General features: G+C 72.9%; 15 protein-coding genes. 10 read left to right on the top strand and 5 right to left on the bottom strand.

The window, feature by feature from the left end; genetic code table 11:
• Positions 1–50: 50 nt before the first annotated feature.
• From dapE to BJ958_RS11455, 5 genes are all read left to right on the top strand, one after another.
• The gene (gene dapE / locus BJ958_RS11475) at positions 51–1148 is read left to right on the top strand and encodes a succinyl-diaminopimelate desuccinylase (protein WP_343052646.1); all 1098 of its coding nucleotides are present in this window, start codon (positions 51–53) and stop codon (positions 1146–1148) included.
• Entirely contained in the window at positions 1145–1873 is a 729-nt protein-coding gene (locus BJ958_RS11470) for an LOG family protein (protein WP_179726954.1), read from the top strand. The genes dapE and BJ958_RS11470 overlap by 4 nt, the downstream gene beginning before the upstream one ends.
• A 7-nt stretch (positions 1874–1880) precedes the next feature.
• Entirely contained in the window at positions 1881–2546 is a 666-nt protein-coding gene (locus BJ958_RS11465) for a DUF6278 family protein (protein WP_246319037.1), read from the top strand.
• Between the two features lie 114 nt (positions 2547–2660).
• Positions 2661–2828, top strand: a complete 168-nt coding sequence (locus tag BJ958_RS11460; RefSeq protein ID WP_141797973.1) for a DUF3117 domain-containing protein — start codon at positions 2661–2663, stop codon at positions 2826–2828.
• Positions 2815–4389 (top strand): leucyl aminopeptidase family protein, encoded by a 1575-nt coding sequence (locus BJ958_RS11455; protein WP_179726953.1) that lies wholly within the window; start codon positions 2815–2817, stop codon positions 4387–4389. The genes BJ958_RS11460 and BJ958_RS11455 overlap by 14 nt, the downstream gene beginning before the upstream one ends.
• A gap of 9 nt (positions 4390–4398) precedes the next feature.
• Here BJ958_RS11455 and BJ958_RS11450 read toward each other — a convergent pair whose 3' ends face one another.
• Together BJ958_RS11450 and BJ958_RS11445 are read right to left on the bottom strand one after the other, a co-directional pair.
• A complete protein-coding gene (locus tag BJ958_RS11450; protein ID WP_179726952.1) occupies positions 4399–5361 on the bottom strand; it encodes an acyl-ACP desaturase in 963 nt (320 codons plus the stop codon).
• Positions 5362–5465: 104 nt separating this feature from the next.
• Complete coding sequence (locus BJ958_RS11445) at positions 5466–6122, bottom strand: O-methyltransferase (RefSeq protein ID WP_343052644.1); 657 nt, start codon at positions 6120–6122, stop codon at positions 5466–5468.
• Positions 6123–6305: 183 nt separating this feature from the next.
• Between BJ958_RS11445 and sigE the strand changes: the two genes are divergently transcribed.
• From sigE to BJ958_RS27810, 3 genes are read left to right on the top strand one after another with little or no spacing between them, the layout of a single operon-like run.
• A complete protein-coding gene (gene sigE / locus BJ958_RS11440) occupies positions 6306–6920 on the top strand; it encodes an RNA polymerase sigma factor SigE (protein ID WP_246319036.1) in 615 nt (204 codons plus the stop codon).
• Complete coding sequence (locus BJ958_RS11435) at positions 6917–7399, top strand: anti-sigma factor (protein WP_179726950.1); 483 nt, start codon at positions 6917–6919, stop codon at positions 7397–7399. The genes sigE and BJ958_RS11435 overlap by 4 nt, the downstream gene beginning before the upstream one ends.
• 57 nt (positions 7400–7456) lie before the next feature.
• Positions 7457–8869 (top strand): trypsin-like peptidase domain-containing protein, encoded by a 1413-nt coding sequence (locus BJ958_RS27810; protein WP_179726949.1) that lies wholly within the window; start codon positions 7457–7459, stop codon positions 8867–8869.
• 4 nt (positions 8870–8873) lie between these two features.
• Here BJ958_RS27810 and BJ958_RS11425 read toward each other — a convergent pair whose 3' ends face one another.
• Positions 8874–9125, bottom strand: coding sequence for a helix-turn-helix domain-containing protein (locus BJ958_RS11425; protein ID WP_141797979.1), 252 nt, complete (start codon positions 9123–9125; stop codon positions 8874–8876).
• Between the two features lie 158 nt (positions 9126–9283).
• Between BJ958_RS11425 and BJ958_RS11420 the strand changes: the two genes are divergently transcribed.
• Both BJ958_RS11420 and BJ958_RS11415 read left to right on the top strand, forming a co-directional pair.
• Positions 9284–9895 carry a hypothetical protein gene (locus BJ958_RS11420; RefSeq protein ID WP_179726948.1) on the top strand — a complete coding sequence of 204 codons (612 nt, stop codon included), beginning with the start codon at positions 9284–9286 and terminating at the stop codon, positions 9893–9895.
• Between the two features lie 16 nt (positions 9896–9911).
• Positions 9912–11111, top strand: a complete 1200-nt coding sequence (locus tag BJ958_RS11415) for a nucleotide-binding protein (protein WP_179726947.1) — start codon at positions 9912–9914, stop codon at positions 11109–11111.
• 19 nt (positions 11112–11130) lie between these two features.
• Here BJ958_RS11415 and BJ958_RS11410 read toward each other — a convergent pair whose 3' ends face one another.
• Together BJ958_RS11410 and BJ958_RS11405 are read right to left on the bottom strand one after the other, a co-directional pair.
• Complete coding sequence (locus tag BJ958_RS11410) at positions 11131–12465, bottom strand: hypothetical protein (protein WP_179726946.1); 1335 nt, start codon at positions 12463–12465, stop codon at positions 11131–11133.
• On the bottom strand, positions 12462–12830 hold the full coding sequence (locus BJ958_RS11405) for a hypothetical protein (RefSeq protein ID WP_179726945.1): 369 nt from the start codon (positions 12828–12830) through the stop codon (positions 12462–12464). The genes BJ958_RS11410 and BJ958_RS11405 overlap by 4 nt, the downstream gene beginning before the upstream one ends.
• Positions 12831–12961 lie beyond the last annotated feature (131 nt).

Below are 12961 nucleotides of genomic sequence, written 5' to 3'. Positions count from 1 at the left end.
ACGGGCACCGGTCGGCCGGTGCTGCCCGGCACGCTGGTTGACTGTCACCTGTGCCCGGCTCACCGACCCAGCTCGACCTGACCACTGATGTCATCACCCTGACCCGCCAGCTGGTCGACGTCGAGTCGGTCAGCCGCGACGAGCAGGAGATCGCCGACGCCGTCGAGGCCGCGCTCCGGACGCTGCCGCACCTCACCGTCGTCCGGCGCGGGCACACGGTCGTGGCACGTACCGACCTCGGCCGCCCGAGCCGCGTCGTCATCGCCGGGCACCTCGACACGGTGCCGGTCAACGACAACCTCCCGAGCCGGTACGACGAGGCGGCGGGCATCCTGCACGGCCTCGGCACCTGCGACATGAAGGGCGGCGACGCCGTCATCCTCAGGCTCGCCGCCACCGTGACCGAGCCGGTCCACGACGTGACGTACGTGCTCTACGAGGCCGAGGAGATCGAGTCGCTCTACAACGGCCTGCGGCTGCTGGGGGAGTCCGACCCCGAGCTGCTCGAGGCCGACTTCGCGATCTTGATGGAGCCGTCCAACGCCGGCGTCGAGGCCGGCTGCCAGGGCACCCTGCGCGTCGAGGTCCGCACCCGCGGCGAGCGGGCCCACTCCGCACGCAGCTGGCGCGGGGTCAACGCGATCCACGGGGCGGCCGAGGTCCTCACCCGGCTCAACGCGTACGAGGCGCGCAGGCCGGTCATCGACGGGCTGGAGTACCACGAGGGACTCAACGCGGTCGGCATCCGGGGCGGCGTCGCGGGCAACGTGATCCCCGACGAGTGCGTGGTCACGGTCAACTTCCGCTTCGCCCCCGACCGCTCCGAGGCCGATGCGCTGGCGTACGTCGAGGAGTTCTTCGCCGGCTTCGAGGTCACCCTGACCGACACCGCTCCCGGCGCACTGCCCGGTCTGGAGCGGCCCGCCGCGAAGGCCTTCGTCGCGGCGGTCGGCGGGCAGGTCGCCCCGAAGTTCGGCTGGACCGACGTCGCCCGGTTCACCGTGCTCGGCGTGCCGGCAGTCAACTACGGCCCCGGCGACCCGATGCTGGCCCACAAGCAGGACGAGCACGTCGAGGTTGCCCAGATCGTGCGCTGCGAGCAGCAGCTGCGGCAGTGGCTCACCAAGCCCCAGGAGGAGCAGGCATGACCAGGCGCAGCGGACCCGGACCTCGCCCCAGCGCGGGCCGTCCCGAGGGATCCACCACCGACCAGCGGCTGCTCGACACCACCGGTGACGCCGACTGGGTCCACACCGACCCCTGGCGGGTGCTGAAGATCCAGGCCGAGTTCGTCGAGGGGTTCAACGACCTGGCCGAGGTGGGTCCCGCGATCTCCGTGTTCGGCTCGGCGCGGATCCCGCCGACGCACCCCGCGTACGACATCGGGGTGCGGGTCGGCAGCGCGCTGGTGAAGGCCGGCTTCGCGGTCATCACCGGCGGCGGACCCGGCGCGATGGAGGCCGCCAACAAGGGTGCGACGGAGGCCGGCGGCGAGAGCATCGGCCTCGGCATCGAGCTGCCCTGGGAGGCCAAGCTCAACGACTACGTCGGCTTCGGGCTCAACTTCCGCTACTTCTTCGTGCGCAAGATGATGTTCGTGAAGTACAGCCAGGGCTACGTCGTGCTCCCCGGCGGACTGGGCACCCTCGACGAGCTGTTCGAGGCGATGACGCTCGCCCAGACCCTCAAGATCACCCAGTTCCCGATCGTGCTGATGGGCGTGGAGCACTGGCAGGGCCTGCTCGACTGGATGCAGGGCTCGATGCTCGAGGACGCCCGCATCAAGCAGGCGGACCTCGACATGCTCACCCTCACCGACGACGTCGACGAGGCCGTGGCGCTGATGGTCGCGGCCCGCGAGAAGCACGGCTGAGGTGTCGATGTCCCACCCGATGATGTGGGTGTTCGCCGTCCTCATCGTGCTCGCGATGGGCGGGGTGGCACTGCTCGCCTCGGGGCGTGGGGAGCCGATGGCGCCGGCGTACGACGACCGGCCGGACGCCCTGGTCCCCGCCGCCCGCCCCGTGCGGGCCGAGGACCTGCGGCGGGTGCGTTTCTCCCTCGCGCTGCGCGGCTACCGGATGTCGGAGGTCGACCTGCTCCTCTCGCGGCTGGCACGCGAGATGGAGGGCGAGCGTCCCGACGTCGTACCCGACAGCGGGCCGGCACCCACCGGCCTGGTCCGCGTGATCGCCGAGAAGTGGGCGGCCGAGCACCCCGCAGGCACCGACATCCTCGACTTCTCCGTCGAGAGCGTCGACCAGGTGGAGTCCTCGCTCGACCAGTGGTCGCGCCGTCCCGGCCACGGACCGGCGGCCGACCAGGCCGAGGTCTGGGCAGCCGGGGCGTACCTCGGTGAGGTCCTGGTCCGGGCCGTGCCCGGTGCTGCCTGGTCGACCCGCAGCGGGTCCGACGGCGTGCCGGTCGTGACGCTGCCGTCGGGCCGGGTCGAGGACCCGATCGGCCGCGCGATGGCGCGCTTCGACGGCGACGAGCACGACAGCGTCATCGACTTCGTGGACGGCGTGCTGACCGCCGACCGCTGACGAGCATCCTCCCTCGACTGCGCTGCTGGTGGGGCATGGGGAATAATGATCCTGCGCACAGTCGGTGGCACAGGGCTCCGGCGGATCGCAGAGGTAGTGGAAGAGGGGTGCCGCATGGCGGCGATGAAGCCTCGGACCGGCGACGGTCCGCTCGAGGTCACCAAGGAGGGTCGCGGCATCGTGATGCGCGTCCCGCTCGAAGGTGGTGGCCGGCTCGTGGTCGAGCTCAACGCCGAGGAGGCTGCCGCTCTGGGCGACGCGCTCCAGAATGTCATCGGCTGACGCAGGCCCGGTCCTGCCGGGTCAGGTCTCACCTCCCGAGTTCGCTGCGAGCGAGCTGCTCCCCGGCTCCATCAAGGGCGTCGACGTCGTCGCGCTACCGGTCCTGCCGGGCGACGACGGTGGCCTGCTGCTCGGCCCCGGTGCCGCGGAGCTCGCCGACGAGCTCGGCATGGACCTCGTGGGCATCGCCGAGGTCCACGGCCTGACCGGCGCCAGCGCCGAGGTGGCGGTCGTTCCCGTGCCGGAAGGTACGCCGAGCAACCCGGCCCTGCGCGTGGTGCTGCTCGTCGGGGTGGGCGCTGCTCGCCCGATCGACCTGCGCCGTGCGGGCGCCGCGATGGCCAGGGCCGCCCGCGACCGCGCCGCCGTCGTCACCTCGATCCCGGCCGTCGCCGAGGACACCTCGCCCGACGACCCGATCGCGCTCGAGGCGTTCGTGGCCGGCACCATGCTCGGCTCGTTCGTCTTCCACTGGCGCTCGACCGGCCCTGAGCACCAGCCCGTGCGCCGCGTGGTGCTGTCCGCCGCCGGCACCGACCGCGCCGCCCTGGAGCGCGCCGTGGCCCTCGGTGGCGCCGGCTGGCGCTCCCGGCTGCTGGCGACGGTCCCGTCGAACCTGAAGAACCCCGCCTGGCTGGCCACGCAGGCCGAGGAGATCGCGCAGGCGAGCGGCCTCGACGTACGCATCTGGGACGAGCGCGACCTCGCCCGCGACGGCTTCGGCGGCATCCTCGCCGTCGGCGCCGCCTCCGCGACGCCGCCGCGCCTGATCCGCCTCGACTACACCCCGGCCGGGGTCTCGGCCCGCGCGGCGAAGAAGCTCCCGGTCGTCGTCCTCGTCGGCAAGGGCATCACCTTCGACACCGGCGGGCTGTCCATCAAGCCCGCCGCCTCGATGGGCTCGATGAAGCGCGACATGACCGGCGGTGCCGTGGTCCTGGCGACCATGGCCGCCCTCGCCGACGTCGACTGCCCGGTCCGCGTGATCGGCCTGGTCGCCGCCGCCGAGAACGCCATCTCCGGCAGCGCGCTGCGCCCCGGCGACGTGATCACCCACCGCGGCGGACGCACCACCGAGGTCGGCAACACCGACGCCGAGGGCCGGCTGGTCCTCGCCGACGCCCTGGCATACGCCGTCGCCGAGCTCGACCCCGCCGTCGTCGTCGACGTCGCCACCCTGACCGGTGCGGTGAAGGTCGCGCTCGGCCAGCAGGTCGGTGGCCTGTTCGCCAACGACGACGCCCTCGCCGCCGCCCTCGACACCGCCGGCGCCCGGTCGGGGGAGCCGCTGTGGCGCTTCCCGCTCTACCGCGGCTACGAGGACAAGCTCGCCTCGAAGGTCGCCGACGCGTCCAACGACCCCGGCGGCCCCGGCGCCATCACGGCCGCGCTGTTCCTGCAGCCGTTCGTCGGCGACGTGCCGTGGGCGCACCTCGACATCGCCTCGGTCGGCGACGTGGAGAAGGAGTGGCACGAGTGGACCGTCGGTCCCTCGGGCTTCGGCTCCCGGCTGCTGCTGTCGTGGCTCGGCTCGGCCGACCCGGTGGCGGGCATCGGCTGAGAGCCACGCTCAGGTCACGATGACCTGTGGCTCCCCGGAGCCCGCCGCCTGCCGGGCGCGCTGCTCCGCGCGCCGGTCGACGAAGGCGGTCGCCTGCTCGTCGAGTGCCGCGAGGAAGGTGCCCAGCTCCTCGCGTGCCTGCTCGCCGACGGGACCGAGCCCGGAGCGGCCGAAGACGTCCCAGTGGCGCAGGACGGGCATGATCACCTCGTCGTGGTGCAGCCGCAGGTCGTAGATGCCCGCCTTGGCGATCATCATCGAGCTGCGGCGGAACCCGGCCATGGTGGCGCCCGGCATCTCGAAGCCGATCACCTCGTCGGCGATCGCGCGCATGGTCTCGTCGGGGGCGATGTCCAGCGCCGCCGCGACGATGTTGCGGTAGAAGATCATGTGCAGGTTCTCGTCCTTGGCGATCCGCGCGAGCAGGGCGTCCGCGACGGGATCGCCGGTGGCCCTGCCGGTGTTGCGGTGCGAGACCCGCGTGGCGAGCTCCTGGAACGAGACGTAGGCGACCGCCTCGAGCGCGGTCTTGTCGCCTGAGTCGTAGCCGGTGGTCATGTAGTCCATCCGCGCCCGCTCGAGCTCGACCGGGTCCACGCCCCGGGTCACGACGAGGTAGTCGCGCAGGGCGATGCCGTGCCGGTTCTCCTCCGCGGTCCACCGCCCGACCCACGTGCCCCAGGCACCGTCGCGGCCGAAGCGGGTGGCGATCTCGCGGTGGTACGACGGCAGGTTGTCCTCGGTCAGGAGGTTGGTGAACATCGCCGCCTTGGCGACGTCCGACAGCTCGGACTGCTCGGGGGAGTAGTCCTCGCCGCCGAGCATCGCGAAGTCACGACCACGACTCCAGGGGATGTAGTCGTGCGGGTGCCACTCCTGCGCGATCGCGAGGTGCCGGTCGAGGTTGGTCGCGACGACGGGCTCGAGGTCCTCGAGGAGGTGCTGCGGCGCGGTGGTCCCGGTGCTGGTCATGGCGCACTCGTTTCTCCCGGCCGGCTCGGGGGCCGAGGCTCACCCCCCTTCCTACCACTCGACCCACTGCCCGGCGAGGGGCGAGCGGGCCGCGGCGGGCCCGGTCAGTCCGCTTCCGGGACCCACTCCTTCTTGGCGACCAGCAGACCGTCGCCGACGGGCAGCAGCGCCGGGACCAGGCCGTCGGTGGCCGCGACCTGCTGCACCAGCTCGCGGATCGCGACCGTCTCGTCGTCGCGCTGGGCCGGGTCCGCGACCCGGTCGTGCCACAGGGCGTTGTCGAACGCGACCACGCCGCCGGGGCGGAGCAGGCGCAGTGCCTCGGACAGGTAGGCGCCGTACTCACGCTTGTCGCCGTCGGCGAACACGATGTCGTAGTGGCCGTCGGTCAGCCGGGGGAGCACGTCGAGCGCGGAGCCCGCGATCGTCCGGACCCGCTGCGGGGCGAACCCGGCGTCCTTGAACGACTCCTTGGCCAGGCGCTGGTGCTCGGCCTCGACGTCGACCGTGGTCAGCACGCCGTCGGGGCGCATGCCGCGCAGCAGCCACACGCCGGAGACGCCGGTCCCGGTGCCGATCTCGACCACGGCGCGCGCCTCGAGCGCCGCGGCGAGGAAGCGCAGGGTGGCTCCGGTGCCGGCGCCGATCGGGGTCACGCCGACCTCCTCGGCACGCGTGCGCGCGGCGGCGAGGACGTCGTCCTCCCCGACGTAGGTGTCGGCGAAGGTCCAGCTGGTCGCGTTGATCGGTGTCGGAGCCACGGGGGCCAGCCTAGTGTGGAGGAGCCCCGGGACCGTGGACGTCGCCGGGAACACCCGCTCGTCGCCGATCGTTGGGGCCAATGATTGGGGAGTTCACAGGGAACGCTCAGTTCCCACCCCTACCGTGAGAGGAGCCAGGCCGCACCAATGCAGTTGGCAAGGATCCAGCGGAAGAAGGCCACCATGAAGGAGCCCGTCGATCCCCGTCCCCAGCCCACGGGGCAGGGGCAGTCCGACCTGGACTGGGGAACCATCGTCGAGGAGCACTCCGACCGCGTCTACCGCCTGGCGCTGCGCCTGACCGGCAACCGCCACGACGCCGAGGACCTCACCCAGGAGGTCTTCGTGCGCGTCTTCCGCTCGCTGCACACCTACACCCCCGGCACGTTCGAGGGGTGGCTGCACCGGATCACCACGAACCTGTTCCTCGACCAGGCCCGCCGCAAGCAGCGGATCCGCTTCGACGCGCTCTCCGACGAGCGTGCCGCCCGCCTCGCGAGCGCCTCGCCCGCCCCCGACCTGGCGTACGCCGACCAGATGCTCGACGACGACGTCGCGGCCGCCCTGGCCGCCCTGCCCCCGGACTTCCGCGCCGCCGTCGTGCTGTGCGACATCGAGGGTCTCAGCTACGAGGAGATCGCCGAGATCCTCGGCGCCAAGCTCGGCACCGTCCGCTCCCGGATCCACCGCGGGCGCGCGCTGCTGCGCTCCGCGCTCGCCCACCGGGCCCCTGCGGCCGGTCGCACCCGGTACGCCGGGCCCGCGCCGCTCGCCGTCGGCGGGGGAGTCGCGACGTGATCGGCCACCTCGGCAACCGGGTGAGCGCGCTCCTCGACGGACAGCTCTCGGCTCGGGACACCGAGGAGGCGTGGGCCCACGTCTACGCCTGCCACGCCTGCCGTGACCTCGTCGAGCGGGAGGGCTGGGTCAAGACCCGGCTCGCCGGGCTGTGCGGCGCCGAGCGCGGCGCGTCCTCCGACCTCAAGGGCTCCCTGCTCAGCATGCCTCCCGGTGAGGCGCTGCTCGGCCCCGAGCGGCACGCACCGAGTCGTCGTACGACGGGCGCGGTGATGATCGGCGGCAGCGCCATCGGTGCGGCCATGCTCGGCGTGCTCGCCCTGGGGTTCGCACCGGGGTCCGCCCCGCCCGCCGACCGTCGGCCCCCGGTCACCCAGATCAACAAGACCGTGCCGTCGCCCTCCGGTTCGACCGGGACCGCCCGGATCCCCGTGCACGGACCGTTCGACACGGTGCCGCTGCGCCGGATGCTGCCCTGACCACCGGCCTGCGTCCCTGTCGCGGGCCGGTGTGGTGCGATCGGACATGATGGTCCCGTGACCGACGCGCACGACCCCGACCACGAGCCCACCGAGCCGCTCGCGCCCCTGGCGCCGCTCGACGTGCCGTCGTCCGAGACCACCGCGGAGCCCCAGCCGGCTCCCGAGCCGGCCCACACCCAGTGGGCGCCGCCGTCGCCCGGCGTCGCGCCGCTCCCCGACGCGGCTCCCGAGCCGACGACGCCACTGCCGGGTCTCGCCCCGTCGCTGATGCCGCCCCCGCCGACGCCCGGGCCGGTTCCTCCCGCCGCGCCCGACCTGACCGTGCGGATGCCCGCGCCGAGCGCCGAGCGCGGCACGAGGCCAGCCGGCTGGGTGATCCCCGTCGTGGCCGCGATCGCGCTGGTGGTCGGCCTGGGCGGCGGCCTGCTCGGCGCGCTGGCCTACGACAAGATCTCGGCCGACTCCCCGTCCGGACCCGGCTACTCCGGCGACGGCCTCGCCGGCGTCGACCTCGAGAAGGACCCGCCGCTGGCGGCGCCCGGCTCGGTCGCCGACGTCGCCCAGGCCGTGCTGCCCAGCACGGTCCAGATCATCGCCGAGTACGGCGGCGAGGCCGCCGGCGCGACCGGCTCGGGCTGGGTCATGGACGGCGACGGCCACATCGTCACCAACAACCACGTCGTCGCCGAGGCTGCCAAGGACAAGGGGCCGATCGTCGTGGTCGACCACGACCGCAACCGGTACGACGCCGAGGTGGTCGGCCGCAGCCCCATCTACGACCTCGCCGTGCTGTACGTGAAGAAGCACGACAACCTCAAGCCCGCCAAGCTCGGCTACGCCGCCAAGCTGCAGGTCGGTGAGCCGGTCGTGGCGATCGGCTCCCCGCTGAACCTGCCCGACACGGTCACCTCCGGCATCGTGAGCTACCTGCACCGCCCCGTCACCACGGGCTCCACGGCCGAGGACTCGTCCTGGATCGACGCGATCCAGACCGACGCGGCGATCAACCCCGGCAACTCGGGCGGCCCGCTGGTCAACCAGAAGGGCGAGGTGATCGGCGTCAACTCCGCCATCGCCACGGCCGGCGGCGGATCCGTCGACTCCGAGGCCGGCAACATCGGCGTCGGCTTCGCGATCCCGGTCGAGCAGGTCAGGGTCACGGCCGACCAGATCCTCAAGACCGGCAAGGCGCAGTACCCCGTCATCGGCGCCAAGGTGAAGACCGGCGGCCAGCCGTCCGGCGAAGGGGCCGAGCTCGACGAGATCATCGCGAACAGCCCCGCCGAGAAGGCCGGCCTCCACCGCGGCGACGTGATCACCCGCGTCAACGGCAGCCGGGTCGCCGACGGCACCGCGCTGATCGTCGCCATCCGGACCTACCAGCCCGGTCAGACCATCGAGTTCACGATCACCCGTGGTGCGAAGGAGAAGAAGGTCAAGGTGACCCTCGACGGCGAGGAGGGGTAGCGGGTCAGTCGACCTCGGACTCCACGAACGGGTGCTCGGCGACGTACTGCTCGGTGTGGCGGTACTGCTGCGCGATGTAGTCCTCGAGCCGGCTGGCCTCCACCCGCCACTGCCCGCGCCCGCCGATCTTGATGGCAGGCAGCTCGCCGCGGCGGACCAGCGCGTAGACCTGCGCGCTCGAGGTGTTGAGCACCTCGGCGACGTCGGCGAGCGTCAGGAACCGCGGGCTGCCGGGCTGGCCGGGACGGTCGGGCATGGCCCCATCGTCGCATCCGGCACCGAGCTCCGCAGCCCGGGCCACGGGGCACCTGTGGACGGCCGGGTGACGCCGCGCGGTTCGCACTGCATGATGTCCCGGTGACTCGGGATCTCGGGAGTTCCGTGGGCACGCCTGTCCCTCCGCCCGCACAACGCGTGGCGCGGCCGGTCTGGCGTGATCCCCGGCTGTGGCTCGGCGTGCTGCTCGTGACCGGTTCGGTCGTCCTCGGAGCTCGGCTCATGGCGGCCGCCGACGACACCGTGACGGTGTGGGCGATGACGGGGGAGCGGGGCGCCGGTACGCCGGTCGCCGCCGGCGACCTCGTCGTCCAGCGGGTCCGCTTCACCGACGACGCGACGTTGGAGCGCTACTTCAACGCCGACGACCCCGTGCCCGACGACCTCGTCCTGGTCCGTGCCGTGGGCGAGGGCGAGCTCCTGGCCCGCTCGGCCGTCGGGCCTGCCGACGAGGAGGCGATGCTGCGGGTGCCGCTCGAGGTCGACCCCAACCGGGTGCCGCCCGACGTCACTGCGGGCTCCGTTGTCGACGTGTGGCTGACCGACGGCTCGCAGCCGGGCACCGACAAGGCCGACGGGCCCGCACTGAGCGGTGTCACCGTCGTCGCCGCACCGGCGTACGACGACACGTTCGCCGTCACCGGCGCACGCCAGCTGGTCGTCGCGGTCGACGACGACCGGGCGGCGCAGTTCGAGCTGCTCCTCGGCACCCTGCAGGACCCGGTGATCCGGATCCTGGAGCGCTCGTGAGGCCGCCGTGCCCGGCGTGAGCGTCGTCCTGCTGGTCTCCTCCGGTGCCGCGTGGGAGTCGCGCGCCCTGACCACGCTCAACGAGCACCCCGCGACCGTGCTGCTCAAGCGGTGCGTCGACGTCGCCGACCTGATGGCTGCGGCCCGTACCGGCCAGGCCGACGTGGCCGTGGTCGCGACGGACCTGCCCGGGCTCGACCACGGCGTGGTCGACGACCTGCTGCAGCACGGCGTCCGGGTGGTGGGCGTGGCTCCCGATCCCGACCTCGCGCAACCGCGGGCGGCCCGGATCGGCGTGGCGGCCGTCCTGGCCGCCGACCGGGTCGCCGAGCTCGCCGACCTGGTCGCCGCGCTGCCGGCCGATCCCACCCACCCCGTCCCGTCCTACGACGCCCCGCCGCTCCTCGACCCGGCACCCCGGCCGGTGGGTGGTCCCGCAGGCCGGGTGCTGGCCGTGTGGGGAGCCGGGGGAGCGCCCGGCCGCACCACCCTCGCGAGCGCCCTGGCCGGCGAGCTCGCCCGCCGCGGGCTGACCACGCTGCTCGTCGACGCCGACCCCCACGGCGGCGCGGTCGCGCAGCAGCTGGGCGTCCTCGACGAGGTCTCCGGGCTGCTCTCGGCGGCCCGCCTGGTGGGCGCCGGCACCCTCGACGACCGCTTCGTCACCGTGCAGCGCCGGCTCTCCGACCAGCTGCGGGTGCTGACCGGGCTGCCCCGGCCCGACCGCTGGGTCGAGCTGCGCCCCGGCACCCTCACCGCGATCGTCGAGCGGGCCCGCGAGGACGGCCAGGTCGTGCTCGACACCGGCTTCAGCCTCGAGCCCGACCTCGGCGAGGTCACCGCCCGTCCCGAGCGCAACGGGCTGACCCGCGAGGCCGTCGAGGTCGCCGACGAGGTGGTCCTCGTCGGCTCCGCCGACCCGGTCGGGCTGGCCCGGCTGGCCCGTGCCCTCACCGACCTCCACGAGCACGTCCCCGACCCGCGGGTGCGCGTCGTCGTCAACCGGATGCGGGCCACCCTGGGGTGGCGCGAGGCTGACGTGGTCGCCATGCTGACCGGCTTCGGAGCCCACCTCGGCGTGCACTTCCTGCCCGACGACCAGGCCGCCGTCGACCGGGCGCTGGTCGCCGGGCGGCTGCTCGTCGAGTCCGGGGAGTCCGCGCTGACCCGGGCCGTCGCACGGCTGCTCGATGCGATGGCGGGATCGCCCGCATGACGTCGTCGGGCACCCTCCGTCAGGAGCTGAACAGCAGGAACAGCCCGCCGGCGGTGAAGCCCACCATGACGAACAGCAGCGGCAGCTGGCCGGTGACCTGGTCGCGCTTGGGCAGCAGGCTCAGCGCCCGGTCGTGCGCGGCGACGGCGGCGACCACGTGCCCGACCACGACGGCCAGCACCTTGATCGTGGCCAGCACCTCGGGGTGGTAGGAGAACCAGTACGACGGCTCGACGGCCGCCGTACCGAGGATGTCCCAGCCCTTGCCCAGCGGGTCGCTGGCGCGCGCGAGCGTCTGCGTGCCGACGTCGATGAACAGCGTCAGGTAGTGCGCGACGATGTAGCCGAGCACGATCGGCACGATCGAGTGGGCGTAGTGACGGGCCAGCTGACGGCGGGGTACGTCGGCCCGTGAGGGCGTCAGGGCGCTGCCGATGCTGAACAGCAGCCCCGCCGTGAGGCAGAAGGCGACCAGCGCGACGTTGTCGAGCAGGAACTTGCTGACCGAGGCGTTCTGGTAGGTCTTCACCCAGAAGGACGACTCCGCGAAGGAGTCGAAGGCGGTGCTGCCGAAGAGGACGGCGACGACACCGACCAGGCCGGGCGTGGGCGGGATGGTCGACAGGTTCGCCAGCGGGCTGCGCAGCAGCAGCCGGCCGTCGACCCGGGCCCACGGCGAGAGCTTCGCGACCAGCGAGGAGTAGACCTCGAACGGGTCGGCGTTCTCGAAGAAGCGGTTGCCGAAGACGGCGCCGCCGATGAGCATCGCGCCGACGTACACCGCGCACCACAGGCGCACGCTGCCGAGCTCGGTCGGATGGGTGGAGGCCAGCTCGAGCCAGACGAACGCGAACAGGCCCAGCGCCGCCGGCCACAGCCCCAGCCACTCCGGGTAGCGGACCAGGCCCTCGTCGGGGTCGCTGCCGGCGAGCTTCGCGATGCCGGCATTGATGGTGCGGACCGGGCTGATCGCGCGCCACACCGGGCCGAGCAGCGCGGAGGCGAAGACCAGGCCGACCCACCACCACACGTAGAAGATGCCGAAGAACGGGTTGGTCAGGGTGTTCTGGCCGAGCACCGCGGTGAACACGGTGAAGAGTGCGACGACCATGCCGACCAGGCGCAGCACCACCGGGAACGCCGCCGAACCGGTGACCCGGTCCAGCCAGGCGGGGGCGGGGCGACCGGGGTGGGCGCCGCCGTCGTACCGCGGACGCTGCCAGGCGACGACGAGGACGGTGAAGGAGACGACGAGCGCCGCGACCGCCCCCGACACGGCGAGCTCGAGCGAGATCGGCAGGTCGGCCTGGCCGCCGATGCCGTGGGCCTCGACGGTGCCGGAGAGTGGAGTCATCGGACTTCGAGCTGGACGATGATCTGCGGCGGGTCGTGCGACTCGACCTCGATCACGCCCGGGCGGTCGATCGTGATCGGGAACGTCTTGGTCCCGACGTCGTAGGCGAACTCCTGCTCGGGGTCGGAGTGCATGTGCAGCGAGCCGGCGGTGTCGGCGGTGACGACGAGGTCGACCGGCTGGCCGGCCGCCACCTCGACCCGGTCGCCCAACGGTCTGATCTCGCCGTTCTCGACCGTGATGTCGACCGTGACGACCTCGTCCGTCGAGCCCGCCTTGTCGTCGGACCCGCAGGCCGTGACGGTCGCGAGGAGCACGATCCCGGCGAGCGCCGTACCCAGGGCACGCCGTGGCAGCCGCTGCATGGTTCCTCCTGTCGCAGAACATCCGCGGACGAATCCACGGATGATCGATGTCGTCTGCCAGAATCTCATGTGATCCCAAGACGTCCGGATGGGGCTGGGCGTCGGCTTCAGGGATCCGACCAGAGAGGTTG

Origin of the sequence: Nocardioides kongjuensis, assembly GCF_013409625.1 — a bacterium.
Taxonomy (GTDB): domain Bacteria; phylum Actinomycetota; class Actinomycetes; order Propionibacteriales; family Nocardioidaceae; genus Nocardioides; species Nocardioides kongjuensis.
The sequence above is the reverse complement of the archived record's forward strand: the minus strand, read 5'-3'. Positions and strand labels throughout refer to the sequence as shown.

Excerpts from the sequence above, each read along its gene's own strand:
- BJ958_RS11460 (WP_141797973.1), top strand. The coding sequence starts at position 2,661 with ATGGCGGCGATGAAGCCTCGGACCGGCGACGGTCCGCTCGAGGTCACC.
- BJ958_RS11465 (WP_246319037.1), top strand. The coding sequence starts at position 1,881 with ATGTCCCACCCGATGATGTGGGTGTTCGCCGTCCTCATCGTGCTCGCG.
- BJ958_RS11410 (WP_179726946.1), bottom strand. The coding sequence starts at position 12,465 with ATGACTCCACTCTCCGGCACCGTCGAGGCCCACGGCATCGGCGGCCAG.
- BJ958_RS11470 (WP_179726954.1), top strand. The coding sequence starts at position 1,145 with ATGACCAGGCGCAGCGGACCCGGACCTCGCCCCAGCGCGGGCCGTCCC.
- BJ958_RS11450 (WP_179726952.1), bottom strand. The coding sequence starts at position 5,361 with ATGACCAGCACCGGGACCACCGCGCCGCAGCACCTCCTCGAGGACCTC.
- BJ958_RS11425 (WP_141797979.1), bottom strand. The coding sequence starts at position 9,125 with ATGCCCGACCGTCCCGGCCAGCCCGGCAGCCCGCGGTTCCTGACGCTC.
- sigE (WP_246319036.1), top strand. The coding sequence starts at position 6,306 with ATGAAGGAGCCCGTCGATCCCCGTCCCCAGCCCACGGGGCAGGGGCAG.
- BJ958_RS11455 (WP_179726953.1), top strand. The coding sequence starts at position 2,815 with ATGTCATCGGCTGACGCAGGCCCGGTCCTGCCGGGTCAGGTCTCACCT.
- BJ958_RS11405 (WP_179726945.1), bottom strand. The coding sequence starts at position 12,830 with ATGCAGCGGCTGCCACGGCGTGCCCTGGGTACGGCGCTCGCCGGGATC.